The sequence below is a fragment of the Kaustia mangrovi genome, from assembly GCF_015482775.1.
GTDB lineage: Bacteria > Pseudomonadota > Alphaproteobacteria > Rhizobiales > Im1 > Kaustia > Kaustia mangrovi.
In genome coordinates this window covers 1,840,669-1,863,250 of the sequence record NZ_CP058214.1, presented here as the reverse complement: position 1 = coordinate 1,863,250, position 22,582 = coordinate 1,840,669, and the positions used below count along the sequence as shown (strand labels likewise).

Here is a 22,582-nt window from a genome sequence, read left to right as displayed (position 1 = left end):
TCATGATGGCGTAAAATCGGTATTGGACGGATCGTCCTGCGCTTTTTAGCTTTCTCCTGAATTGATTGAGGAGAGGCGCATGATCCGTTTCGAAAACCGTGCCGCTATCGTAACCGGAGCCGGGCGTGGCATCGGCTATGCCTATGCGGAGCTTCTCGCTGCGCGTGGTGCGCGTGTCGTCATCCACGACATAGGTGCCAACGAAGACGGCACATCCCAGGATCCTTCCGTCGCAGAATCGGCCGCCGCGCGGCTGCGTTCGCAAGGCTACGATGCCCGTGCGGCGAGTGGACCGATCGACAGCCGCGAGGGCTGCCGCGCATTGATTGAAGAGGCCATCTCGGCATATGGACGTCTCGACATCCTCATCCACAATGCCGGCTGGGTCGGCTATCAGGGAATCGAGGAGCTTGAGCCGGACTTCCTCGCACGGATGACCGGGCTCGGCGTGGAAACGCCACTATGGCTGGCGCAGGCGGCCTGGCCGGCGATGAAAGCGCAAGGCTATGGCCGCATCCTCCTCACGACGTCTGACCGGGCGCTTTATCCCGAGTACGTGCAGGCGGGGCTCGCCGCCTACGCGGCGGCAAAGATGGCGACGGTCGGCATCACGAACGTGCTTGCACACGAGGGCGCGCCGCACGGTATCCTCGTCAACGCTATCTCACCGGTCGCGAAGACGCGGATGTGGGGTGTCGAGGGCGAGCCCGACGACCTGCGCCCGAATGCGGTGGCGTCAGGCGCGATCTTCCTGGTGTCGGAGGCATGTCGCACGAGCGCCTGGGTGCTGCGCGCCAGCAACGGACAATTCTATGCGTTCAAGGCAGCCGAGGCCGAGGGGGTCGGCTATCCGCGTGATCTGCGCGCCGTGAGCGCCGACAGCCCCGAGATAGTCGCCGACGCGTGGGAGAAAATCGCAATCGCTGCGCCGGAGGCGAGGCGATGAAGACCGTGGTCCCCGACATCACAACGGCAGTCCAGATTGATGCGACGATCGGCGAAAGTCCGATATGGAGCGCCAAGCGCCAGCGGTTGCTCTGGATCGATATCATGGGTGGCAAGCTCCACGCCTATGATCGAGCCGCCGGGCGAAACGAGACGTTGGAGATTCCGGCCATTGTCGGCGCGCTGGCGGAGGACCCGTTGGGCACGCTCACCCTGGGACTTGGGTCCGATCTCGCCCGGCTGACATCGAATGGTGAAGTCGAGCGTTTCGCAAGTCCTCCACATGCGGAACCGGGCTTTCGATTCAATGACGGAAAATACGATAGCCAGGGCCGGTTATGGACTGGCCTCATGAACACTGAGGGCCGCAAAGGAAGCGGCATCCTCTATCGCTATGATCCTGATGGGATCTGGCATGTTTTTGACAGAGGCTTCGACTTGCCCAACGGCCTCGAATGGAGCCACGACGGGCGAACCTTTTACTTCACAGACTCGCACAAGGGCGAAATCCACGCCTACGACTTTGAGCCGAACTCCGGTGACATCGGCAATCGGCGCCTGTTCTTCAGCATCGACCCCGCTCTCGGCAAGCCGGACGGACTGACCATCGATGAGGAAGGGTTCTTCCTCAGCGTTCTCTTCGATGGCTCCGCCATTCTGCGGATCGATCCAGAGGGTAAGGTCGAGCGAAAGATCGAACTGCCCGTTCCGCGGCCCACGTGCTGCACCTTCGCCGGCGATGGTCGGCACCTCTTCGTCACGACGGCGCGGGTTGGCCTGTCCGACGCCGACCTTCAGGTCGCTCCGGCCTCGGGCGCGCTGCTGCGACTAGATTATGAAGAGGCACTCCAATGAAGAGCGTCTTCACGTTTGCTGTCATCGCCGCCGTGACGTTGAGTCCGGCGCATGCGCAAATCCAGCGCCAGAACGATCGTCTCGACAACGGCGGCTTCGAGGATCCTACGGTCGACGGCTATCAGTTCTTCGATGAGAGTTTGCCAGCTTGGACGGTCGAACAGGATGAAGCCGAGATCATCAATGAGGCCTACGGACGCGATTTTGAAGCACGCTCCGGGCGCCAGTTCCTGGCCCTCAATGGCTCGGGCACGGTCTATCAGGACGTGCCGACCGATCCGGGCTCGACCTACCGGTTGGTCTTTCACCTCGATAACGAGCCGGACGCCGCTGGAGCCACGACGCTGACGGTGAGCGCCGGCTCCGCGAGCGCAAACTTTGAAGTTTCTCCCGACCAGGAAGGGTACCGACAGGAAACTCTACGTTTCGAGGGCGCCGCTAACTCTGCGGTGACCCGGATCATGTTCACGGACACGACTGGCACCGATTACGGTGTGCATCTCGACGCTGTCAGAGTCGAAATAATTCATAGCAGGAACAAGCTGGACCGTTCGCGCCAACCATCTCCCTGACCAAAATGATTGATCCCCATGTCGTTAGCTCCGCACAAGCAAAGAATACAGCTTCACGATAGTGAGGTGATGCTGTCGGCAGCCGAGACCGGTAGCTTCCGCAAAGCTGCAGGGCGCATGGAACTTCGCCAGTGACGTGTCAGAGGCATAGAGGCTGCCTGGGTGCTCAATCAGCTGGAGGCGAAGGGCCTCCCGCACAAGCCTCTACATATGAGACGCAGAGTACCCATCGTTCGCGGTGCTTGCACGCCATCGAATTGCGTCACCTGCGATACTTTGTTGCCACCACAGAACATGGCAGCCTTCGGAAGGCCGCTGCGGCGCTCGGCGTTCAGGAATCGACGGTTAGCCGTGCAGTTCGTGACCTTGAGGATCGGCTCGGCGCTTCCCTGTTCCATCGACATATTGGCGGCGTCGACTTGACCATTGGGGGTGAGCGTTTCCTATATCGAGTGCGCATAGCGCTTCAACAGATCGGTAGTGGCATCCAGGATGTCGCCGCGATCGGATGCTGTGAAAATGGGTGCTTACGGGTGGGGATCTTCTCTTCACTCGCCTCGGGGTTTCTCGCGGAACTTCTGCAGGCCTACGACAAGAGCCATCCCGGTGTTCGGATTGACCTCTCCGATGGTAACCCGGATGAGCATGTTGCGGCGATCCGGCAACGCGCACTGGACGTCGCCTTCGTCACCGGAACGCGAGATTGGTCGGAGTGCGAGACAGTTACTCTGTGGTTGGAGCGCGTCTTTGCCGCCTTGCCAAAAGGCCATACGCTTACGAGAAAAGAAGAACTCGACTGGTCCGATCTTGCAGGCGAGAGCTTTGTTGTAAGCAACGTGGCGCCAGGTCCGGAGCTCCATGACTATCTAGTGCAGAGGCTAGCCGATCTAGGTCATCGTCCCGAGATCAATCCGCAGCAGGTCGGTCGCGACAACATCCTGTCCCTCGTAGCGGCAGGACGTGGGATGACGCTCACCAGTGAAGCAACGACGGTCGCGCAGTTTCCCGGCGTCGCGTATCGACCGATCGCAGGAGAAGTCCTTCCCTTCTGCGCTGTGTGGTCGCCCCGGAATGACAATCCGGCGCTTCGCCGTCTGCTGAGTATGGCGCGATCAATGTCAAACGGCACCGTCGCCCGTTGGCTTGGCTCCACTCATTGACGTCCTACGACTGCCTTCCTTCCGTGTCTTGGCGAACCCGCGATCGGTTGCCATGAACCGTGCCAGCATCGGCGCAATGAGCTTGGCTGGCTCGTTCTTCTGCCCCGTCTCGCGCGCCAGCAATTCGGCATAGGCAACGAGATCGCGATGAATGTGGGCGGGCAGTTCGATGTTCAGTTTGACGGGTTTGTCGTCAGGAATTGCTCCGAGTTTCAGCTTGGTCATGGATCAGCTCCGATAGGGTTCAAGGATGAGGTCGCGGGTGACCATGACCCGCACCGGGAAACCCGGTCGAATGGTCAGGGTCGGTGGAATTGAAATCTGACGGCGGACAATTTCGTCGCCGGCGCGACCGATCGTGTCCTGCGTCCCCTCGCGGATAGCGCGGGCGATGTCGTCATCATCGTCGGCGCCAAGCTCCACGCCAATATTCAGTATGGTGGCGAGCCCGGCCGCCATGAGCAAGCGGCCCCAGTGATGATCGACGCCATCTTCGAGCCCGGCGTAGCCGGCTTCGTCGGCGCCGGGTTGGCGTTCGAGGGTGATGGAGCGGCCGTTGGGCAGGATCAGCCGCGTCCAGGCCAGCAGCACGCGGCTCTGCCCGAAGGCGACGCGGCTGTCATATTCGCCGATGAGGCGCGATCCCTGCGGGATCAACAGGAAACGTCCGGTCGGGCTGTCATAGACATGGGATGTCACCTGAGCGGTGATCTGGCCGGGAAGATCAGAACGAAGGCCGGTAACAAGCGCCGCCGGAATGACCGCGCCGGCCTGGACGACATAAGGGCTCGGCGGATCGGCAAGCCGGTCAGTGCTCCTCGTGCGGCGATCGACAGGTTGGTCGAGAAAGGCTTCGCGCCGTTCCGTCGCGTCCGGCGCAGCCGAAGCCGCATTGGCGGGAAAGAATGACTCGGCGGTGGGCGGAGCCGCAGCCACTTGCGTGGTTTGCGGTGGTTCCCGAACGGTGGTGTTGGCATCGGCGAAGAGTTGGCTGAGGCGAGCCGCTTCCATTTCCTGGGCGCGGCGCTGTTCCTCCGGATCGGCGGCCGGGGTGGTGACAACTGGTGAGGGGACCGGCTCGCCGCGCTGCTGAGCCGACAGGATCGGCCGTCCGAGTTCGCCAGGCAGTGGCGGGCCGAGCTGCGGCACATCCGTGTAATCCGCCGGGAGGCGCGACAGGCCTTCGGCTTCCTGAATGCGCTCTGTGGAATAGAGCTCTTGCGGACCATCGACAGGTTCGCGGTTCTGCAGCGCAACGATCAGGATGGCCCCGAGCCCAAGACCGCCTACCGTTCCCAGAACCATGAGCGTCCGGCGTGAAAGCCGCATCACACGCGGCGGATCGGCGCGCAGTCTCAGTGACGCGGCGATGTCCTTCCCGTCATCGATCTCCGGCCCTTTCTCGGTTTTCTCGCTCATTAGCGGCCTCCACCAGAAGAATGGTGTGCGGCTACTCTCTGCCGCACACCGTCGGTGCGGACGATCCGTACTCGCTTCTGTTCGTCGCCGAGGCGTAGCTCGGCGGCCGCGAAGAGCCGGTCGACGATCATGTAGTTGCGGCGGATGCGGTAATTGACGAGCTGGCCTTCGCCTTCGGGCCCAATGACAAAAAGCGGCGGCATCTCACCCTGACCGATCCCGCGCGGAAACTCGATGAAGACCTGCCGCCCGTCATCGAAGGCGCGCCGCGGCCGCCAGGGCGCGCGGTCGCCTTCGATCCGGTAGCGGAAGCGCAGAGAGTCGAGCGCGACGTCGCGTTCGATCGGCAGCGCAGCCTCCGCCTCGTCATTGCGTCGCCTGAGCGCGATCAGCGCGTCTTCGGCATAGGTCCAGGAGACCGACGCCATATAGGCGGACGGGTTCGCCCTCAGTTCGAGATGGTAGGTCCGTCTGTCGGTGTTGATGACGAGATTGGTCTGAAGGTCGGGCCGTGTCGGTTTGACGAGGATATGGATGCGCTGGGAATCGTCCGAGCCGCTCTGCGTATCGCCGATGATCCAGCGGGCGGTGTCGCCGGCGGCGATCGGACCGGAGCCGGTCAGCTTCTCGCCGGGTTGCAGGGCGATGTCGGTGATCTGGCCTGGCGAGGCATAGACCTGATAAAGCGCACCCTCGCTATATGGATAGAGCTGGACGGCATTGATGAAACCGTCGCGCACCGGCTCCATTCGGGCGGCGGCGTTCGCCTCGGTCACGCGTTCGGCAGGATCGGTGGATTCCGGTTCTTCTTCTCCGTCAACCGGCTTGAGCTGCCCCGGTAGCGGCAGTGGTTCGGTTCGCTCGACGATCCGCACCGGCCGTTCCGGTTCCGGGAGAAGCGTCGCTTCGATGGCGGGTTCGTCATAGGCGATTTCGGGCGGCTTGAAGGTCGCGCATCCCGACAAGGCGGTGGCGGCCAAAAGGACGGCGATGGAGGCTTTGCGAGGCGAACGTGTTCTTGTCATTGGGCAGTCTCCCGGGACCAGTTGATGGCGTTGACGAAAATGCCGAGCGGGTTCTTGCGCAGGCGCTCGGCGTCGCGCGGCTGTTGCAGGACGATGGTGAGAATGGCGGTCCAGCGCTCGGTCGCAGCGAGTTGCCCGTTCGTGTAACGGCGCTCGATCCAGGCAATGCGGAAACTGCTCTCCGAAGCGCGGATGACGCTGGAGACCTCGACCGAGATCTGCGTTTCGCCGACCTTGGCGAAGGGGTCGTTCACGCGGGCATAGTCGTTGAGGGCGACCGCCCCTCTGTCGGTGGTGAAGTCATAGGCGCGCAGCCAGTTCTGGCGCAGCACGATCGGATCGGCGGGGATCTGGCGCACATTCTCGATAAAGCGCGACAGGTGATAGGCAATCTGCGGGTCTTTCGGGCGGTAGTCTGCGGTCGCGGGCGCCACGGCTTGCGCCGAGCCGAGCCGATCCACTTCGACGACATAGGGCGTGATCGTCCCTTGCATGGATTGCCAGGCCAAGGCTGCGCTGAGCCCGGCTGACAGCAGCAAGGACCCGAACGCCATCAACCGCCAGTTCCTGGCCTGGACGCGCGCCGAACCGATCCGTTCGTCCCAGGCCTGGGCGGCTTTCTGATAGGGCGTGACGGGCTCGGGTGTCTTGGAATAGCGAACGCTCGGGCGACGGAACATCATGATTTCTCCGAAAGGCTGACAGCGGTCCCGCCGCCGCCATGATCGCCGGAGCGAACGACATGGGCGGCGGTGGCAGCGCCGTGGTGAAGGGTCTGCTGGTGTTTCATGCGGCGCGCCCAGGCGGGCGGCCCGCTTGATGATCCTGGCGCGGACGCCGACCTTTGGGGAGCGTCGGTGAACTTGCCGCCGGTGGCCTCAAAGGCGGCGCGCGAACCGGACCGGTAGCTCTCGCTCATCGAGCGGCGGAGCGGACTCGTCGCGGCATCGACACCGGCCTGTCCGACGCCGGCTATGCCTGCTGCGACACCGGGAGCGCCGCCGCCAGCGGCCGTACTGCCCACGCGGTAGGCGGTCGATGCCCCGCCAGCCAGCGCCGCGGTGCCACGAGCCCCAGCGCCTGCCGCACCGGCGGCAAGCTTTGCGCCCGCCACGCCACCCATTGCCATGCCGCCTGCGGCGAGACCGGTTCCGACCGCGGCGCCAGCGCCGAGCTGTGGTCCGCCTGAGACGATCCCATTGGCGATGCCGGGGCCGAAAATGCCGAGCGCCAGCATGGAGAGCGCGGCGAGCACGATCGCCATGGCGTCCTCGATGGTCGGCTCGCCTGCGAAGCCTGCGGTGAACTCGCCGAAAATGGTCGAACCGATGCCGACGATCACGGCGAGCACCAGCACCTTGACGCCGGACGAGATCACCAGCCCGAGCACGCGTTCGGCCATGAAGGCGGTCTTGTTGAAGAGACCGAAGGGCACGAGGATGAAGCCGGCCAGTGTCGCCAGCTTGAACTCGATCAGAGTAACGAAGAGCTGGATCGCCAGAATGAAGAAGGAGAGGAGAACGACGAGCCAGGCGAACAGCAGGATCGAGATCTGGATGAAGTTCTCGAAGAAGGAGACGAAGCCCATCAGTTCGGCAATCGAGGCGAGGATCGGCCGACCGGCCTCGAGGCCGATTTCGGCGATGCGGCCCGGCTGGAGAAGCTCGGTGGCGCTCAAGGCTCCGCCCGAGGCGATGAGACCCAGCCCGGCGAAGCTTTCGAAAACGATGCGGGCGAGCGTGTTCCAGTTGCCGATGATGTAGGCGAAGACGCCGACGAAGAGCGTTTTCTTGATCAGCCGAGCGAGGATGTCGTCGTCGGCGCCCCAGGCCCAGAACAATGCGGCGAGCGTCACGTCGATGACGATCAGCGTGGTCGCGAGGAAGGCGACGTCGCCGCCAAGCAGACCGAAGCCGGAGTCGATGTAGGAGGTAAAGACCTGCAGGAACCGATCGATGACGCCCACGCCCTCCATCGTCTATTCCTCCTCGGTATTGTCGGCAGGCAGACCGAGGAAGCGGCGACGATGCTCGGCCCAAGCGGCGCGGCAGACCGTATCGGTGTCCAGATCTTCCGGCGTCATCGTCCGGCACCGCGCTAGTTCTTCCTGCAATGGATCTTCGCCCGCCGACGGCTCCACCGGCGCTTCCGGAGCGATGGTGTTGGCAAGCTCGACGGCTGCGAAGAGCGCCGCGAGACCGCCGAGGCCGAGGGCGATGAGCCGAAGAATATGGTCGGGGGAGCGGCGCATCGGTCCCTACCGGAACATGGTGACGGTGGTCGGCGCGTAGCCGGTTCCATAGTCGAGGAAGCGATTAAGGTTCTCGCGGGCCTGAGCCTCGGCGGAGGCCCGGCGAGCCGCGTCCAGCGCCTGCGCGCGGTTCTGCGCGGCGATGGCGGCGGTCAAATCGGTCATCTGCTGACTTTGCAGCGCGAGAAGTTGATTACCGGCCTGGGCTGCCTGCAGGGCGCCGGTCGCGCCCTGGCTCTGGGAAACAAGATTGCTGAGCTCGGTGCGCGTTCCTTCGATATTGTCGACCACGCCCGCCTGAACCTTCAGGGCGTCCTCGTATCCGGCGACAGAGGTGCGCCAGCGCGCTTCGGCGTTGGCGATCATGTCGGCGAAATCGCCGTTCGCGGCCGCGTCGCCATACTGCTTGTTGAAAGCTGTTTCGATCTCGGAGACCTGATAGGCGATGCTCTGCGCCTCGTTCAGGAGATTCTGGGTGCGGGCGATCGTTGCCTGAAGCTGGGCGAGCGAGGAATGCGGCAGGCTCGCGAGATTGCGCGCCTGATTGATCAGCATCTGCGCTTCGTTCTGGAGCTGCTTGATCTGATTGTTGATCTGTTCGAGTGTCCGCGCGGCGGTAAGCACGTTTTCGGCGTAATTCGACGGATCGAACACGATGTCGCCGAAGCCGAACAGTGCATGGGCCGGCTGGGTCGCGGCGACAGCGATGGTGCTGGACATCAATATAGCGGCGAGTTTCTTACGCATCTGTATTCTCCTGCGTTTGAGGTGAAGGATCTGGATCGGGGACCGGGCCGAGCAGTTCGACGGCCCAGTCGAGGCCGCACCGGGCGAGCCAGGTAGCGGCGAAGCCGTCCCGCCCGTTTTCGGCGAGGATGTCGGTGATGGCGGCCTGGTCGGCTTTGGAGGATGCCGCGGTGAAGGCGAGCGCGACCTCACCGAGACCGAGCGAGAAGAGCCGATTGCCCCGTCGCGACTGGCAGTAATAGTCACGCTTGGGCATGGCCCGCGCGACGATCTCGATCTGGCGTTCGTTGAGACCGAAGCGCCGATAGATGTCGGCGATCTGCGGCTCGAAAGCGCGTTCGTTCGGCAGAAAAATCCGCGTCGGGCAGCTCTCGACGATGGCGGGCGCGATAGCGGAATTGTCGATATCGGCCAGCGACTGGGTGGCGAAGAGGACGGAGGCGTTCTTCTTTCTCAGCGTCTTCAGCCATTCGCGGAGTTGACCGCCGAAGGTGCCGTCATCGAGCGCGAGCCAGCCTTCGTCGACGATGATCAGGCTCGGGCGTCCGTCGAGGCGCTGCTCGATCCGATGGAACAGATAGGCGAGCACGGCGGGGGTCGCGGCCGATCCGATCAGCCCTTCGGTCTCGAACGCCTGAAAGTCGGCTGTTCCCAGTTCCTCGATCTCGGCGTCCAGCAACCGTCCGAAGGGGCCGCCGAGACAGAATGGCGCCATCGCCTGTTTGAGCTCGGTCGACTGCAACAGAACCGAGAGGCCCGTCAGGGTGCGTTCCTCGACCGGCGCCGAGGCGAGCGAGGTCAGCGCCGACCAGAGATGATCCCGCGCCACCGGATCGACAGTGACGCCTTCGTGCGCGATCAAGCCGGACAGCCAATCCTGCGCCCAGGCGCGCTCGTTCGTCTCGTCGATATTGCGGAGCGGCTGGAGTTGGACGGCCGCCTCATCCTCCGACAGCGCCCCGGCGAGATCTTGCCAGTCGCCCCCGCAGGCAACCGTCGCACAGCGGATCGAACCGCCGAAATCGAAGGCAAACACTTGCGCGTCGGGATAGCGCCGAAACTGCAGCGCCATCAGCGCCAGGAGGACCGACTTGCCCGAACCGGTGGGGCCGACGACCAGCGTATGGCCGACATCGCCGACATGCATCGAGAAGCGAAACGGGGTCGAGCCCTCCGTCTCGGCATAGAAAAGCGGCGGGCCGTCCAGATGATCGTTGCGCGCCGGCCCCGCCCACACCGCCGAGATCGGGATGATATGCACGAGATTGAGAGTCGAGACCGGCGGCTGGCGGACATTGGCGTAGAGGTGGCCGGGCAGCGAACCGAGCCAGGCTTCGATAGCGTTGACGGTTTCCGGCATGCAGGTGAAATCGCGACCCTGTATGACCTTCTCGGCCGCTTTCAGCTTGGCCTCGGCGACCGCTTCGTCCTCGTCCCAGACCGTCAGCGTAGCCGTGACATAGGCGGCGCCCGCCATGTCCGCGCCGAGTTCCTGCAGGGCTTCGTCAGCGTCGGCGGCCTTGTTCGATGCGTCGGAATCGAGCAGCGTCGAGGCCTCGTTGGTCATCACCTCCTTCAGGATCGCGGCGATGGATTTGCGCTTGGCGAACCACTGTCGGCGAATGCGGGTGAGGAGCCTGGTCGCGTCGGTCTTGTCGAGGCAGACGGCGCGGGTCACCCAGCGATATTCGAAGACCTGGCCGTTGAGTTCGTCGAGCAGGCCTGGCCATGTGGCGGTCGGGAAACCGATAATGGTCAGCGTACGGAGATGTTCGTCACCCAATTTCGGCGCCAATCCTCCGACAAGCGCACTGTCGGCCAGGAGCGCGTCGAGATGCATCGGCGTTTCCGGGACGCGCACGCGCTGGCGCCGGGTTGAAATCGTCGAATGGAGATAGGTCAGCGTCTCCTCGTCGGAGAGCCAGACCGCTTCCGGCATGAAGCCGTCCAGGAGGTCGAGCAGACGATCCGTGCGCGCGGTAAAGCTTGTGACATGCTCCTGCGGGTTCGGGCCCTTGTCTGGCGCGTCCTCATAGAGCCAGCGCCCGGCGCGGCTGGCGTCGTCCGCCGGCGGCATCCAGACGAAGGTCAGGAAATAGGCGCTCTCGAAATGGCTCGACGCTTCTTCGAACTGGGCGCGCCGCTCGGCATCGACGAGAGCCGAAACAGGATCGGGAAATTGCGAGAGTGGGTAGTCCCGGGCGGGCAGTCGTTGCGCTTCGACGAAGACAGCCCAGCCGGAGCCGAGCCGGCGCAGGGCATTGTTCAGCCGTCCCGAGACAGCGACAAGTTCCGCCGGCGTTGCGGAGTCCAGGTCCGGTCCGCGAAACCGGGCAGTGCGCTGCAGGCTGCCGTCCTTGTTGAGGATGATGCCCGGCCCAATGAGCGCTGCCCAGGGCAGGAAGTCGGCGAGCAAGGAGGCTTTGGAGCGGTATTCGGCGAGGCGCATCATCCGCTCAGACTCCGAACCAGGTTGGAAAACGAAGATGCCGCCGGGCAACGTCGACGATCTGGGCGTCATGCTTGGCAGCCCAGACCGCGAGCAGATGGCCGACGAGCCAGAGCGCGATCCCGACCACCCAGAGCCTGAGACCAAGGCCGACTGCGGCCGCGAGCGTGCCGTTGGCGATGGCGATCGCACGCGGCGCGCCGCCGAGCAGGATCGGTTCGACCAGCGCGCGGTGAACGGGCGCGTAAAAACCCGGGATCTCGGCGGCGCCCTCCATCAGATCAGCGCTCCGCCGCCGAAGGAGAAGAAGGACAGGAAGAAGCTCGATGCGGCGAACGCGATCGACAGGCCAAAGACGATCTGCACCAGCCGGCGGAAGCCGCCCGAGGAGTCGCCGAAAGCGAGCGTCAGACCGGTAATGATGATGATGATCACAGCGACGATTTTGGCGACCGGTCCTTCAATCGATTCCAGGATCGATTGGAGCGGTGCCTCCCAGGGCATGCCCGAGCCCGCCGCATGGGCGGGCGCAGCAAGTAGAACGCCGACTGCGAGGGCCGTCGCATAGAGCGGCCAGCGTGGGTAAAGAATGGTGGTTCTGGTCATGGTTGGTCTCCTGTCTGGGGGTGAAGAAGCGGTTGGATTTGGTAGTCGCCGCTCGTATCGAGGCGTTCGACACGGGCGAGTTCGGACAGCCGTCGCGCCGATCCGCGGCCCGCGAGGACGGCGATCAGGTCGATCGTCTCGGCGATCATCGCGCGGGGCACGGTGATGACAGCTTCCTGGATGAGCTGTTCGAGGCGGCGCAGCGCACCGAGGGCTGAGCCTGCATGGATGGTGCCGATGCCGCCGGGGTGGCCGGTGCCCCAGGCCTTCAGAAGATCGAGCGCTTCGGCGCCGCGCACCTCGCCGATCGGAATGCGATCAGGCCGCAGACGTAACGAGGCGCGGACGAGATCGGAAAGCGACGCGATGCTGTCCTTGGTTCGCAGAGCGACGAGGTTCGGCGTCAGGCATTGGAGCTCGCGCGTATCCTCGATCAGAACGACGCGGTCGGAGGATTTGGCGACTTCCGCCAGCAGCGCATTGGTAAGCGTGGTCTTGCCGGTCGAGGTGCCTCCGGCGACGAGGATATTGGCGCGCGACGCGATGGCGTCGCGCAATGCCGCCACTGCATCGTCCGGCATGATCCCGGCGCCGACATAATCTTCGAGCGTAAAGACTGCGACGGCCGGTTTGCGAATCGCAAAGACCGGCGCGGCGACCACGGGCGGTAACAGGCCCTCGAACCGCTCCCCTGTTCCCGGCAGCTCCGCTGAGACGCGTGGGGCTCCGGCATGGACTTCCGCGCCGACATGGTGCGCGACCAGTCGCACGATACGTTCGCCATCGGCCGCCGAAAGGTTTTCGCCAGTGTCGGCCAGCCCTTCGCTCAGCCGGTCGACCCACAGGCGGCCGTCGGGGTTGAGCATCACCTCGACGACGCCCGGGTCCGCAAGCCAGGTGGCGACATGCGGCCCGAGCGCCGTGCGAAGCATGCGGGAGCCGCGCTCGATCGCTTCGGTTCTGAAAGGTTGGTCGGTCATTCGCGGCCCCGCAATTGGTCACGGGGCTCATCAAGAAGACCGTTATTTGGTCATCGGCAACAGTCGCGAAGGCGTAGTAGGGCGGTGTCGTATAAAGGCAGGAAGCTGTGTAAGGTGTAGGATCGAATGAAGGTGGCTTTGCGGACGAAGCTGACCTTTCTTCGCGGCCTTGGTTTGGGCCTTTGCAGGCTGACCTTCGATCAGGCATACGGGGAGGAAAGACGAGGATACTTCCACCATGCCCGATCTACTCGTGTTCCTGCCCGCGTGCTTCGCGCTAAATATCGCGTTCGGTCCGAACAACCTTCTCGCTATGACCCATGGGGCACAGAGAGGGGTCCCCTTTGCATTCACGGCAAGTCTTGCCCGGTTGGGTATCTTCGTTCCGATGATCACGGCAAGCGCTTTGGGCCTCGGCATACTGCTGTCGGCCTCTGCGTTGGTCTTCAACGCGGTGAAGATCGTAGGCGCTGCGTATCTCGTCTGGCTGGGCATCAAACTACTACGGAGTGTGCCGGGAGAGGCGGATTGGGACGCCGAAGCCATGAAACCAACGCTTCATAGGGCGTTCCGCGGTGAGGCTCTTGTGGCTATCAGCAACCCCAAGGCAATCCTCATCTTCGCCGCCTTCTTTCCCCAGTTCGTCGACACGTCGAATTACTGGATGAGCTACGCGCTGCTCGGTGCTGTCTTCATCGCGCTCGAAGCCATCGCGATACTGATCTACGCGACGGCAGGACGTTTTGCGGCTGCCTTCGCTTCAACGAAGCTACATTGGTTTCAACGGGCCTCCGGGGGCGGCATGATTGCCTTTGGACTGCTGCTTCTCTTCAGCCGCCAGCCCGGCCGGGGTGCTGCATAGCGCCTGATCTGAGTCTGATGTGGGCTCGAAGCTGTCACTACTCGGATCCATGACCTGTGATGTCCTCCGAAACTTCCTTAACCAGCGTATTCCCCTTGGCAAGACGCCGGCCGAGCGTCTCCACAAAACCCTCATAGCGCTCCCGGCCTTTGGCTTGCGCCGCCTCGCGGTTTGTGTCGGGCAGCGGCGGAGTCGTCGTCAACCAGAACCGTACAAACAGCGCTAGCGCCTCCGTGGTGATCGTCTGGTTGCGCTCCAGGCGTTCGACGGCGCGGGTCAGCCGATCAAGCCGCCGGGTGATAGCGGCCTCGCGCTGGTCAGCGGCATCCGGCGAAAGATAAGAGGCGAGCGCCGCCTCCACGACCTGCGATTTGGAAACCTTGCGACGTGCTGCCAACGCTTCCAGCTCCGCTGTCAGCGATGGGTCGAAATAGACATTGAGTCGGTCCTTTTTCATGGCGAATCTCAAAGTTCGATGCCGTCATCGGGATCGAGAGAGGCTTGGCGCGCGACGCTTTTGAACCGTCCCTGCATCTGCCGGGCACGCTGCGCATCATCATCCGGCTCATCGTCGAGGCCTGCAAATTCTTCCCGTGCCGGCGTTGTTCGTTCCGGTGCGATGTCTTCATGCTCGGGCAGTTCCGGTTCGCGACGGATGCCGCCGTCACTGTCCTCATTCCCCTCGCGGACGGCCTTCTTCCCGGGCTTGGGCGCAGCGATGGTAGCTTGTCCGCTCCAATCATCCGTTTGCGGTTTGTCGGGCGCGGCGTGATCGGCAACCAGTTGCGGCGGTTCGACGATGCGTGACTTGAACTGCGGGTCGGCATAGTAACGCGCCTTCTTCCCCCGGATCGGCGGTACGCCGGAGACGAGCACGATCTCGTCGTCCGGCGGCAATTGCATGATCTCTCCGGGAGTCATCAGCGCGCGCGCTGTTTCCTGCCGCGAGACCATGAGATGGCCGAGCCAGGGCGACAATCTGTGCCCGGCATAGTTCTTCATGGCCCGCATCTCGGTTGCCATGCCGAGGGCGTCGGAAACGCGCTTTGCGGTGCGCTCGTCATTGGTCGCGAAACTCACCCGGACATGGCAGTTGTCGAGGATGGCGTTGTTCTGGCCATAGGCCTTCTCGATCTGATTGAGGGACTGGGTGATGAGGAAAGCCTTGAGCCCATAGCCCGCCATGAAGGCGAGTTGGCTTTCGAAGAAATCGAGCCGTCCGAGCGCCGGAAACTCGTCGAGCATCAGCAACAGGCGATGGCGCTTACCGTCAGTGTTCAGTTCTTCAGTCAGCCTGCGTCCGATCTGGTTCAGCACGAGCCGGACCAGCGGCTTGGTGCGGCTGATATCGGAGGGCGGCACGACGAGATAGAGCGTTGTCGGCCGGCCCCGGAAACAAGATCCTCGATCCGCCAATCACAGCGGCTGGTGACCTTGGCGACGACCGGGTCACGATAGAGGCTGAGGAAGCTCATCGCGGTCGACAGCACGCCCGAGCGTTCGTTCTCGGCCTTGTTGAGCAGTTCGCGGGCGGCTTGCGCCACGACCGGGTGCGGTCGGTCGCCGAGATGGGGCGTGCGCATCATGGCTGCAAGCGTCGACTCGACCGGTCGTCCTGGATCGGAGAGCAAGGCGGCGACGCCGGCGAGCGTCTTGTCGGCTTCGGCATAGAGGACATGGAGGATCGCGCCGACAAGCAGCGAATGGCTTGTCTTCTCCCAATGGTTCCGGCGTTCGAGCAGGCCTTCGGGGTCGACCAGGATATCGGCGATGTTCTGAACGTCGCGCACCTCGCTGTCGCCGCGCCGGACTTCGAGCAGCGGATTGTAGGCCGCGCTCTTCGCATCGGTCGGATCGAACAGGAGGGTGCGGGAAAAGCGCGATCGCCAGCCGGCCGTGAGATCCCAGTTCTCGCCCTTGATGTCATGGACGATGGCCGAGCCCGGCCAGGTCAGCAGGCTCGGCACCACGAGCCCGACGCCCTTGCCGGAGCGGGTTGGCGCAAAACACAGGACATGCTCGGGACCGTCATGCCGGAGATAGCGGTTCTCGAAGCGGCCGAGCACCACACCGTCGGGGGTGAGCAGTCCGGACGCTTCGACATCCCTGCGTTCCGCCCAGCGGGCCGAGCCATAGGTGGTCACGTCCCGGGCCTCGCGGGCGCGTAGGACGGAGAGAAAAATGGCGACGGCGATCGCGGCAATCCCGCCACTGCCGGCGATGATGGCACCTTCGACGAACACGCGTGGTGCATAGGCGTCATAGAAGTACCACCAGACAAAGAAGCTCCAGGGCGGATAGACAGGCCAGCCGAGGACCTCCGTCATCGGCGCGCCGAACTGAGGCTGAAAGCCCAACCGCCACGCCGTCCACTGCGTCGCCGCCCAGATGAAACTGACGGCGACCAGAGTGACGATGATGATCTGGCCCCAGAGGATCCTGGCAGCCTGCGTTTGCTGGGTCTTGATCGGCATGTCTTCTCCTTCCGGTACAGCGCTCAGAGGCTGAGGCCTCGTTTGCGGCCGAGGCTCCAGTCAATCCCGCCGCCGGGCGTCATCGTCCCCGACACGGTTTGACCGAGATGGCGTTCGAGCTGGGGCTTCCAGGGCACGAGTTCGAAGCCGAGGCCATCGTCGACCATGGCGAAACGGCCCGAGGCGAGGTCGAGGCGCTGGCGATAGGTCCCGGTGACGCGCTCGCCCTCGGCGGAGTTGCGACGGGGCAGGCCCGTCTCGGCTTCGATCTTCGCCGCCGTCGTGTCGAGCTCGCGTTCGCGCAGCGTCTTCAGAAGGTCGCGGGCAAAGGTGATGCGTTGGCCGTTCCGCTCAGCCAATCCCTCGGCGACAAGATGATTGCCACGCCGCTCCAGCGCCTCCCGAACTTCGGCGCCGAACCCGCCCATGCTGAGCGGCGTCTGATCCCTTGCCAGTTGCAGGCGGTCGAGCCAGGTCGCGCCGTTGGCACCGATCTGGGCTTCTACGTTGAGATCGGAGCGGCCGACCAGGGCCATGCGTTGGCGGCCGCTGTCGCCTGAACGCCAGACCCGCGTTTCGACAATGCCGCCTTCGGGCGTGTCGCCTGCGGCGTCGAGATCATGGAACCGCAGATGATGGACCCGGCCGTCGACAGCGTCGATCACGGCATAGGATTCGCCACTCAACTCGTCATGAAGACCGCGTTCGACCAGCCGACCGAGCACGGGAGCATCAGGCGCAGCCTCGATCGCAAAATCCGCCTGCGCCCGTTCGCGGCCACCCCCCATGGCGCGGTGCATGGTCTTGATGATGTCGTCACGCTGGGCAAGATCGCGCAATGTCTGTTCTGCGCCAGGCTTCAGCGACCAGACCGCGGGGTCGAGCCTGTCCGCGAGACCGAGCCGTTCCAGTGTCTGCGCGCGGCCGATCAGCAGTTTGCGCAATTCCGGATCGCGCGGCTCCGGTGCGCCGGGCCGCAGATCGGCGACGTCGGCGGCGTCATCGGCGAGGCCCTGCAGCGCGCGGTCAAGGCCCGTCCAGCGTTCGGCCGTGACCTCGGCCTGAAGCCCCGCGGCAATTTCGCGTTCGTTGCGCGGCCCGAGCTCCAGTTCGACCAACGTCTCGGCGCGACCGCGGAACCCCCGGCGGATATAGTCGCGAGAGATGACGAGGTCTTTTCCGTTCTCGGCACGGCCGCGCACCAGCACGTGCACATGGGGATTGTCAGTGTTCCAATGATCGACCCCGATCCAGTCGAGCCTGGTGCCGAGATCGCGCTCGGCCTGTTTCATCAGGTCGCGCGTGAAGGCGCGGATATCCTCGAGACGGTCGGCGTCTTCGGGCGAGACGATGAAGCGGAAATGATGCCGGTCCTCTTCGCAACGCTCGGCGAAGCCGCGATCATCGACACTGTCCGCGTCGGCACTGAACATACCGGCCTCACGGCCATCGCGCGTCACACCCTCGCGTTTGAGATAGGCGATATGCTTGGCGAGCGGCGCGGAGCGAAAGCGCGCGCCGCGATGGCGGACGACACGCGCCTTGACGACGACGCGCCGCTGGGTGCGCGCGAGCCCGCGTGCCGCGCCGGCAAAGCGACCGCGGCCGAATTGTGAGCTTCGTCCGCGCGCCTTCGAACCGTTGAGCTTGTATCCGGTGTGCCCGGCCTTGCGTGCGGCGCCCATGACCTGGCCGACGAAGCTTTGGGCTTTGCGAGAACTCGTTCCCTTATTGCGGATGCGCCCCGGCCGGATACGCAGATCATTGTCGCGCTCGCTCATGATGAAGGCTCCACCGTCGAGCATGCGGCACGGCGAAAACCGCAAGAAAACAGCTGACTAGGCCACGGGGCGGCACTGTGTCCCTCGCCGCGGCGGGCAAAATCTCGAACAACAACAACGACATAGCGCGCATCAGTGCCGCGCCTTTTATCTCGCCCTCCCGTCGTTGTTGCGCCGTCCGTCTCCGCCCTTCGTGCCGGGAACACGCTGAAACGCGACGGACCGCGCTGGAATGCGATCAGCGGGATCATCGCTGATCCCCGTTGTCATTCGGTGGGAAAAGGCTGTTCGGTGCATCTGATGTGTGCGGAGAATAAGCGTCTGCACCGCCGCTCGGGCGCGTTGCATCGGCAGAGCTTTGTCGATCAGCATGCGCGGCGAAGAGTGGCGCCGCGCGCCAGTCCACGACCATGACAGCGCTTTGCTGTTGCGGTTCTGCTGCATCCGGAAGACCAATAAGCGGTTCCAGCGCTGCCACATAGTCGCGGGTCTCGCGGGGCAGCGGACGGCCCGTCGCCAGGTGCTCGGCATAGCGCCTCGGACCGGCGTTGTAGGCAGCGAGGAAACCCGGCGCGCCGAAGCGGTCATGCAGTTCACGCAGGTAAGCGGCGCCGGCGAGAATGTTGTCGCGCGGATCGAATGGGTTGCACCCCAGCTCGTATCGCGCGCGCAGCTCATCCCAGGTGCCGGGCATGATCTGCATCAATCCCATGGCGCCTTTCTCGCTGACGGCGCGCGCATCCCCGGCGCTTTCCACGCGCATGACGGCGAGAATATGCTGCGCCGGAATGCCGAAGCGCTGCGAGGCTTCGGCAGTATAGACCGCATAGGGATTGCTGCTTTGCGCCATCCTGGAGGGCGCAGTTTCTGCAAGCGCGACGCCGGGAATGACGGCGCCCGCGAGCAGGCCACAGAGGACTATTCGTGCCACCAACGCGCGGTATCGAGACGGCTTAGCGGTGGTCATCACGCTTCTCGGGACGCTTTGCGGGACGGTTCCAATGCAACGCCCATTGTCCGTCCTCGGCGTCCGTCTCGAAGAGGTTGGCGCGGATCGGAAAAGCGAATGTCGGGTCGTCGATCTGCAGAGAGATATATTCGCCGGCCTTCTCGCCGGTGCGTTTCCAGCCGGCGCCAATCTCCGGCCCATCGACGCCACCATGATGGATGCGATAGTCGGGCGCGTTCTCGCTGTCCGACGGCACTGCCGGAACGAGGGTGAGTTCGCGGTATAAAATGAGCGTGTGAAGCCGCCCGACGAAGCCGGTTTCCGTGCGGTTGAATTGACCGATCTGAGCCATGGGTAGGTTCCTTTCATTTGCGGTCGGATAAATTTGGAAGAGCGCCGACGTCGCGATCGGTGCGCCAGACATAGCGGCCGTCACCGTCTTCATCGGTGAGGATCGGGACGGCGCGTCCGATCACGGCGTCCGCCGGGAGCGCGCCGAAATAGCGACCGTCGAGACTGTCGGGATGGCTCGGATTCAGGAGGAAGAGTTCCGTCTTGGCGACGATACGGCAGCCCTGCCATATGGGCAGATCGCGTCCGAAGCGGTCGCTTGGTTGCGCCTGCGCCATGGTAATGTCGTCGACCGTGACGACGGCGCCGTCACGACAAATGCGCTGCCCGGGAAGCGCAACGATGTGCTTGAGGAGCGGTACGCCGTCGGGCAGATAACCGTGCCCGTCCAGGTACCTCGCAAGGGGTTTGGGCGGATCGACAACGACGAGATCCCCGATGGAAAGATCTTGATCCGAAGCGACGGCGTAAAGCCCGATGGGCGCGCTCGCGGAGGCGTTCCAGATCAGCCTTGGACTGACATGGACGAAGGCCAGCCCGCCGATCGCAAGCACCGAGAAACAGGTCGACATGACGTATCCGAACCGGGTCACGACGCGCTCTCCGCCGATGCGGCGCGCAAAGTCTGTGGATCGGGCGGACAGGTCTGGCGCAGCAGCCAGGCGCGATGTTGAACGGCTGTGTAACCGCGTGGCTCCAGGCCCGCAGACAGTCTGTTGTGAACGTGGCGCCAGTAGTCCGGCGCGGCGTCCGCCGGGTCGATGCCAAGCGCTTCAATTGCATCGACGATCTGAAAAACCCGTTCGACCTTGGGCCAGCCGGGCAGGCGCAGCAAACTGTCGCCGCCGGGTATCACATTCGGGACGGTCGCATAGGGCTCGCCCGGTCGGGGCGCGCGCAGGATGTCGATCCGGCTGACCGCGGTGCCAAAGTCATTTGCCTGCCAGCGGACAAAGGCAAAGACAGCGCCGGGATCGAATGCAGCGGTGCTGCGACTGCGGGTCTGAATCGTAGTCCGCACGATCCGACCGAAGCGAATCCAGTGCTCGATCCGCTTTTCGATCCAGACGAGTTCGACAGTGGCGCCGCCGCTCATGAGCGGGCCTTCCGCACATAGGCGGGCGAGATCGCGGCATGCCGCTTGGCGGGCAGAACCTCTTCGCCCGTGTCATCCGAGGTTGAATGCTTCTCACCGCGGCTGACCCAGGCCTGCAGATCCTCGATCGCATAGACGACGCGGCCACCGATCTTCGAGTAGCGCGGCCCCGTGCCATAGGTGCGGTGCTTTTCGAGCGTTCGGCCCGACAGGCCGAGGAAGCGGGCGGCTTCGGGCGTTCGCAGATAGCGTGGGGGAAGTCCGGCATTGGGATCGGGCATGGGTCGCGTCTCCGGTTAGGTCTTCCCGCTGCGGGATGCGCGGGACTGTCGGAGACGAGAAAAGCGCAGAAGCACCGCCGGGAGGGATGACGATCAGCGGGCGGAGACAACGTCACCCCCTTCAAAGCGGGATGATCTGGTGGTCCTTGCGAACTCGATGTGAAGAAGCCGCGTCGTCCAGCTAATCAATGATATTTTTGCTGCTGCTGGCTGCCTCTTGCAACGTGGTAACATCGGCGAAAGAGTTGTTCATATGTAGTGGGGGAGAGGAACCTGCAGTGCCCAGCCAAGCTTTCAACGTCTTCAATCGTAGAAAGAAGCGGGAGGTGCTTGAGATTGCGGATGTCTTTCAAGATATCAACAATCGGCCCGGCCCGAACACAAAATACAGCCTTCTGAACGGTGCGCTTGTCCTTCTTATCTCCAGTTGGGAAGTCTATTGTGAAGATGTCTGTCGACAGGTTGCCGCAAAAATCCATGCTCGACCGAGCCTTAGATTTTCCCAACTTGACGAAAAACTCCGAAAAGATCTCGTTCAGTACGCAGGCAACCAGTACAAAGGAAATCAAGATCCATTGCTCGAAAAGGTTGCAATGTTGCCCGATGGCGGGTGGCGCGACCTTTTGGCGGATCGCCTCAACGATTACATCCCAGATTTCAATACACCCAAATTTGTGCGTCAAAGAGGGAAAGATTTGAATGGCTTGTTTCGACAAGTATTGGGGATCAAGATGTCGCGTGCAATCGAAGAATTCGTAGAGGATGAAGGGCTATGCGAACGCCTAGATGCCGTCGTCACTCTGCGCGGTGAAATCGCGCATACTGGCGATGCGCAGGCCGAGGATCGTTTGTCGCCAGATATCTTGAGACAGCATACGGCGTCATTCATTGAGGCTGCAGCAGCGGTGGATGTGATTACCCATCAGGAGTTTCGCGGCAAGCTCGGTTTCGCGCCATGGCAAATAACTCAGCCTATCAGAGACGCTCTCAGACAAGTTGCACGCGATAAGCTGTAGTTCTCTGTGTGCTGGAGAGGGCCATGCAATCGGAGCGTCTCAAGTTACTTAATTGGTCTTCCCTCGCAGCAACTGCTTGTATCCGCGATCGATCATCATTCGGCCGTACGAGGCCAGGCGCGCAACCTGCGCCTTGAGCGAACTGGTCTTCCACGGTTCGGCGGCGACGCGATCGGCGCCGAAGAAAGCCGTAGCAATAGCACGATAGCTTGCGCCGCTCTGGCGTCCGTCGATCGTGCGCAGGGCGCGTTTCAGACGCTCGCGCCGATGCGGCGTAATCGGCGGATCGGCGTCGCGGTCGATGAGTTGGCGATACAGCCGGTCAGCGGCGGCAAGCCGCACGGGCCAGGCGTCATCGAGAGGAAGCAGGAGACCTACGGGCCGATCATCGACCTGATCGCCGACGAGACTGGTGCCGTTCTTCAATCGCATCCACGACAGTCCATCGGCGTCCGTCCTGCGATCTGTGATGCTGTCGGGAGGAATGGCGGCGGTCACGCCGAAGTCCGGCAGAGTGGCGATGAGATGAACCACGGCGGGCGCGGCGGAAGGCAGCCAGAAGACGGGAGCGCCAAGCGCGTTGAGCTCTGGGTCTACCGGGAAATCGCAACCCCCAATCGGCTGGAGCGCCGCCGCCCTCCTGCATCATGTCGTAGTCCTTGCGATAGCGCGTGTTCCGCCGAAGGCACTCCCAGGCAAGCCCCGAGATGTCGAGCTGATCGAAATGATCATATTGGTGATCGTCGCGCCAGTCGGCCGGCAT

At 63.4% G+C, this 22,582-nt stretch carries 25 protein-coding genes and 2 pseudogenes; 6 read left to right on the top strand and 21 right to left on the bottom strand.

Translation table 11 applies throughout. The features are described from left to right. Positions 1-79 precede the first annotated feature (79 nt). The 4 genes from HW532_RS08705 to HW532_RS08690 all read left to right on the top strand — a co-directional run bounded on the left by HW532_RS08705 (position 80) and on the right by HW532_RS08690 (position 3,532). Positions 80-946, top strand: a complete 867-nt coding sequence (locus tag HW532_RS08705; protein ID WP_213164000.1) for an SDR family NAD(P)-dependent oxidoreductase — start codon at positions 80-82, stop codon at positions 944-946. Next, positions 943-1,800, top strand: a complete 858-nt coding sequence (locus tag HW532_RS08700; protein WP_213163999.1) for an SMP-30/gluconolactonase/LRE family protein — start codon at positions 943-945, stop codon at positions 1,798-1,800. Before HW532_RS08705 ends, HW532_RS08700 begins: the two co-directional genes overlap by 4 nt. Next, positions 1,797-2,372 (top strand): DUF642 domain-containing protein, encoded by a 576-nt coding sequence (locus HW532_RS08695; protein WP_213163998.1) that lies wholly within the window; start codon positions 1,797-1,799, stop codon positions 2,370-2,372. Before HW532_RS08700 ends, HW532_RS08695 begins: the two co-directional genes overlap by 4 nt. A 242-nt stretch (positions 2,373-2,614) precedes the next feature. After that, positions 2,615-3,532 carry a LysR family transcriptional regulator gene (locus tag HW532_RS08690; RefSeq protein ID WP_246479746.1) on the top strand — a complete coding sequence of 306 codons (918 nt, stop codon included), beginning with the start codon at positions 2,615-2,617 and terminating at the stop codon, positions 3,530-3,532. Here HW532_RS08690 and HW532_RS08685 read toward each other — a convergent pair. The 11 genes from HW532_RS08685 to trbB are packed head-to-tail and all read right to left on the bottom strand — an operon-like array spanning position 3,491 to position 13,009. After that, positions 3,491-3,757 (bottom strand): DUF2274 domain-containing protein, encoded by a 267-nt coding sequence (locus HW532_RS08685; RefSeq protein WP_213163997.1) that lies wholly within the window; start codon positions 3,755-3,757, stop codon positions 3,491-3,493. The genes HW532_RS08690 and HW532_RS08685 overlap by 42 nt on opposite strands. Positions 3,758-3,760: 3 nt before the next feature. Continuing rightward, positions 3,761-4,951, bottom strand: coding sequence for a TrbI/VirB10 family protein (locus tag HW532_RS08680; RefSeq protein WP_213163996.1), 1,191 nt, complete (start codon positions 4,949-4,951; stop codon positions 3,761-3,763). Next, complete coding sequence (gene trbG, locus HW532_RS08675; protein WP_213163995.1) at positions 4,951-5,976, bottom strand: P-type conjugative transfer protein TrbG; 1,026 nt, start codon at positions 5,974-5,976, stop codon at positions 4,951-4,953. The genes HW532_RS08680 and trbG overlap by 1 nt, the downstream gene beginning before the upstream one ends. Then, positions 5,973-6,656 carry a conjugal transfer protein TrbF gene (trbF, locus tag HW532_RS08670; protein WP_213164486.1) on the bottom strand — a complete coding sequence of 228 codons (684 nt, stop codon included), beginning with the start codon at positions 6,654-6,656 and terminating at the stop codon, positions 5,973-5,975. The genes trbG and trbF overlap by 4 nt, the downstream gene beginning before the upstream one ends. Further along, on the bottom strand, positions 6,656-7,951 hold the full coding sequence (gene trbL / locus HW532_RS08665; protein ID WP_213163994.1) for a P-type conjugative transfer protein TrbL: 1,296 nt from the start codon (positions 7,949-7,951) through the stop codon (positions 6,656-6,658). The genes trbF and trbL overlap by 1 nt, the downstream gene beginning before the upstream one ends. Before the next feature lie 3 nt (positions 7,952-7,954). After that, positions 7,955-8,227, bottom strand: a complete 273-nt coding sequence (gene trbK-alt, locus HW532_RS08660) for a putative entry exclusion protein TrbK-alt (protein WP_213163993.1) — start codon at positions 8,225-8,227, stop codon at positions 7,955-7,957. A 6-nt stretch (positions 8,228-8,233) separates the two neighbouring features. Next, positions 8,234-8,974 (bottom strand): P-type conjugative transfer protein TrbJ, encoded by a 741-nt coding sequence (gene trbJ, locus HW532_RS08655; RefSeq protein WP_213163992.1) that lies wholly within the window; start codon positions 8,972-8,974, stop codon positions 8,234-8,236. Continuing rightward, on the bottom strand, positions 8,967-11,426 hold the full coding sequence (trbE, locus tag HW532_RS08650; RefSeq protein ID WP_213163991.1) for a conjugal transfer protein TrbE: 2,460 nt from the start codon (positions 11,424-11,426) through the stop codon (positions 8,967-8,969). The genes trbJ and trbE overlap by 8 nt, the downstream gene beginning before the upstream one ends. Positions 11,427-11,430: 4 nt before the next feature. Then, positions 11,431-11,700: a VirB3 family type IV secretion system protein gene (locus HW532_RS08645; protein ID WP_213163990.1), complete on the bottom strand. Its 270-nt coding sequence runs from the start codon at positions 11,698-11,700 to the stop codon at positions 11,431-11,433. Then, positions 11,700-12,029: a TrbC/VirB2 family type IV secretion system protein gene (locus tag HW532_RS08640; RefSeq protein ID WP_014132718.1), complete on the bottom strand. Its 330-nt coding sequence runs from the start codon at positions 12,027-12,029 to the stop codon at positions 11,700-11,702. The genes HW532_RS08645 and HW532_RS08640 overlap by 1 nt, the downstream gene beginning before the upstream one ends. Beyond that, a complete protein-coding gene (gene trbB / locus HW532_RS08635; RefSeq protein WP_213163989.1) occupies positions 12,026-13,009 on the bottom strand; it encodes a P-type conjugative transfer ATPase TrbB in 984 nt (327 codons plus the stop codon). The genes HW532_RS08640 and trbB overlap by 4 nt, the downstream gene beginning before the upstream one ends. Before the next feature lie 238 nt (positions 13,010-13,247). On the opposite strand from trbB, the gene HW532_RS08630 reads away from it, so the two are divergent. Continuing rightward, positions 13,248-13,871 carry a LysE family translocator gene (locus HW532_RS08630; RefSeq protein ID WP_213163988.1) on the top strand — a complete coding sequence of 208 codons (624 nt, stop codon included), beginning with the start codon at positions 13,248-13,250 and terminating at the stop codon, positions 13,869-13,871. A 37-nt stretch (positions 13,872-13,908) separates the two neighbouring features. Here the strand turns inward: HW532_RS08630 and HW532_RS08625 are convergent, their stop codons facing one another. The 8 genes and pseudogenes from HW532_RS08625 to HW532_RS08590 all read right to left on the bottom strand — a co-directional run bounded on the left by HW532_RS08625 (position 13,909) and on the right by HW532_RS08590 (position 20,803). Next, positions 13,909-14,328, bottom strand: coding sequence for a ribbon-helix-helix domain-containing protein (locus tag HW532_RS08625; protein WP_213163987.1), 420 nt, complete (start codon positions 14,326-14,328; stop codon positions 13,909-13,911). Positions 14,329-14,336: 8 nt separating this feature from the next. Further along, positions 14,337-16,345 (bottom strand): annotated as a pseudogene (locus HW532_RS08620) (conjugal transfer protein TraG). A gap of 23 nt (positions 16,346-16,368) precedes the next feature. Then, on the bottom strand, positions 16,369-18,126 hold the full coding sequence (locus HW532_RS08615; RefSeq protein ID WP_213163986.1) for a relaxase/mobilization nuclease domain-containing protein: 1,758 nt from the start codon (positions 18,124-18,126) through the stop codon (positions 16,369-16,371). Positions 18,127-18,373: 247 nt separating this feature from the next. Then, entirely contained in the window at positions 18,374-19,093 is a 720-nt protein-coding gene (locus HW532_RS08610) for a lytic transglycosylase domain-containing protein (RefSeq protein ID WP_246479744.1), read from the bottom strand. Then, positions 19,080-19,427: a DUF736 domain-containing protein gene (locus tag HW532_RS08605; protein ID WP_213163985.1), complete on the bottom strand. Its 348-nt coding sequence runs from the start codon at positions 19,425-19,427 to the stop codon at positions 19,080-19,082. The genes HW532_RS08610 and HW532_RS08605 overlap by 14 nt, the downstream gene beginning before the upstream one ends. 13 nt (positions 19,428-19,440) lie before the next feature. Beyond that, positions 19,441-20,019, bottom strand: coding sequence for a S26 family signal peptidase (locus tag HW532_RS08600; protein WP_213163984.1), 579 nt, complete (start codon positions 20,017-20,019; stop codon positions 19,441-19,443). Continuing rightward, a complete protein-coding gene (locus HW532_RS08595; protein ID WP_213163983.1) occupies positions 20,016-20,522 on the bottom strand; it encodes a DUF2840 domain-containing protein in 507 nt (168 codons plus the stop codon). Before HW532_RS08595 ends, HW532_RS08600 begins: the two co-directional genes overlap by 4 nt. Continuing rightward, a complete protein-coding gene (locus HW532_RS08590) occupies positions 20,519-20,803 on the bottom strand; it encodes a helix-turn-helix transcriptional regulator (RefSeq protein ID WP_213163982.1) in 285 nt (94 codons plus the stop codon). The genes HW532_RS08595 and HW532_RS08590 overlap by 4 nt, the downstream gene beginning before the upstream one ends. A gap of 278 nt (positions 20,804-21,081) precedes the next feature. Between HW532_RS08590 and HW532_RS08585 the strand changes: the two genes are divergently transcribed. Beyond that, complete coding sequence (locus HW532_RS08585) at positions 21,082-21,819, top strand: HEPN domain-containing protein (protein ID WP_213163981.1); 738 nt, start codon at positions 21,082-21,084, stop codon at positions 21,817-21,819. A 48-nt stretch (positions 21,820-21,867) separates the two neighbouring features. Here HW532_RS08585 and HW532_RS08580 read toward each other — a convergent pair whose 3' ends face one another. Beyond that, positions 21,868-22,353, bottom strand: a complete 486-nt coding sequence (locus HW532_RS08580) for a DUF2285 domain-containing protein (protein WP_213163980.1) — start codon at positions 22,351-22,353, stop codon at positions 21,868-21,870. Between the two features lie 76 nt (positions 22,354-22,429). Further along, positions 22,430-22,582: pseudogene (locus tag HW532_RS22095) on the bottom strand (transcriptional regulator domain-containing protein); the annotation flags it as partial.

Bases quoted from the DNA above. Each gene is read 5' to 3' on its own strand.
- HW532_RS08705 (WP_213164000.1), top strand. From the start codon at position 80: ATGATCCGTTTCGAAAACCGTGCCGCTATCGTAACCGGAGCCGGGCGT.
- HW532_RS08700 (WP_213163999.1), top strand. From the start codon at position 943: ATGAAGACCGTGGTCCCCGACATCACAACGGCAGTCCAGATTGATGCG.
- HW532_RS08695 (WP_213163998.1), top strand. From the start codon at position 1,797: ATGAAGAGCGTCTTCACGTTTGCTGTCATCGCCGCCGTGACGTTGAGT.
- HW532_RS08685 (WP_213163997.1), bottom strand. From the start codon at position 3,757: ATGACCAAGCTGAAACTCGGAGCAATTCCTGACGACAAACCCGTCAAA.
- HW532_RS08680 (WP_213163996.1), bottom strand. From the start codon at position 4,951: ATGAGCGAGAAAACCGAGAAAGGGCCGGAGATCGATGACGGGAAGGAC.
- trbG (WP_213163995.1), bottom strand. From the start codon at position 5,976: ATGACAAGAACACGTTCGCCTCGCAAAGCCTCCATCGCCGTCCTTTTG.
- trbF (WP_213164486.1), bottom strand. From the start codon at position 6,656: ATGTTCCGTCGCCCGAGCGTTCGCTATTCCAAGACACCCGAGCCCGTC.
- trbL (WP_213163994.1), bottom strand. From the start codon at position 7,951: ATGGAGGGCGTGGGCGTCATCGATCGGTTCCTGCAGGTCTTTACCTCC.
- trbK-alt (WP_213163993.1), bottom strand. From the start codon at position 8,227: ATGCGCCGCTCCCCCGACCATATTCTTCGGCTCATCGCCCTCGGCCTC.
- trbJ (WP_213163992.1), bottom strand. From the start codon at position 8,974: ATGCGTAAGAAACTCGCCGCTATATTGATGTCCAGCACCATCGCTGTC.
- trbE (WP_213163991.1), bottom strand. From the start codon at position 11,426: ATGATGCGCCTCGCCGAATACCGCTCCAAAGCCTCCTTGCTCGCCGAC.
- HW532_RS08645 (WP_213163990.1), bottom strand. From the start codon at position 11,700: ATGGAGGGCGCCGCCGAGATCCCGGGTTTTTACGCGCCCGTTCACCGC.
- HW532_RS08640 (WP_014132718.1), bottom strand. From the start codon at position 12,029: ATGACCAGAACCACCATTCTTTACCCACGCTGGCCGCTCTATGCGACG.
- trbB (WP_213163989.1), bottom strand. From the start codon at position 13,009: ATGACCGACCAACCTTTCAGAACCGAAGCGATCGAGCGCGGCTCCCGC.
- HW532_RS08630 (WP_213163988.1), top strand. From the start codon at position 13,248: ATGCCCGATCTACTCGTGTTCCTGCCCGCGTGCTTCGCGCTAAATATC.
- HW532_RS08625 (WP_213163987.1), bottom strand. From the start codon at position 14,328: ATGAAAAAGGACCGACTCAATGTCTATTTCGACCCATCGCTGACAGCG.
- HW532_RS08615 (WP_213163986.1), bottom strand. From the start codon at position 18,126: ATGAGCGAGCGCGACAATGATCTGCGTATCCGGCCGGGGCGCATCCGC.
- HW532_RS08610 (WP_246479744.1), bottom strand. From the start codon at position 19,093: ATGACCACCGCTAAGCCGTCTCGATACCGCGCGTTGGTGGCACGAATA.
- HW532_RS08605 (WP_213163985.1), bottom strand. From the start codon at position 19,427: ATGGCTCAGATCGGTCAATTCAACCGCACGGAAACCGGCTTCGTCGGG.
- HW532_RS08595 (WP_213163983.1), bottom strand. From the start codon at position 20,522: ATGAGCGGCGGCGCCACTGTCGAACTCGTCTGGATCGAAAAGCGGATC.
- HW532_RS08590 (WP_213163982.1), bottom strand. From the start codon at position 20,803: ATGCCCGATCCCAATGCCGGACTTCCCCCACGCTATCTGCGAACGCCC.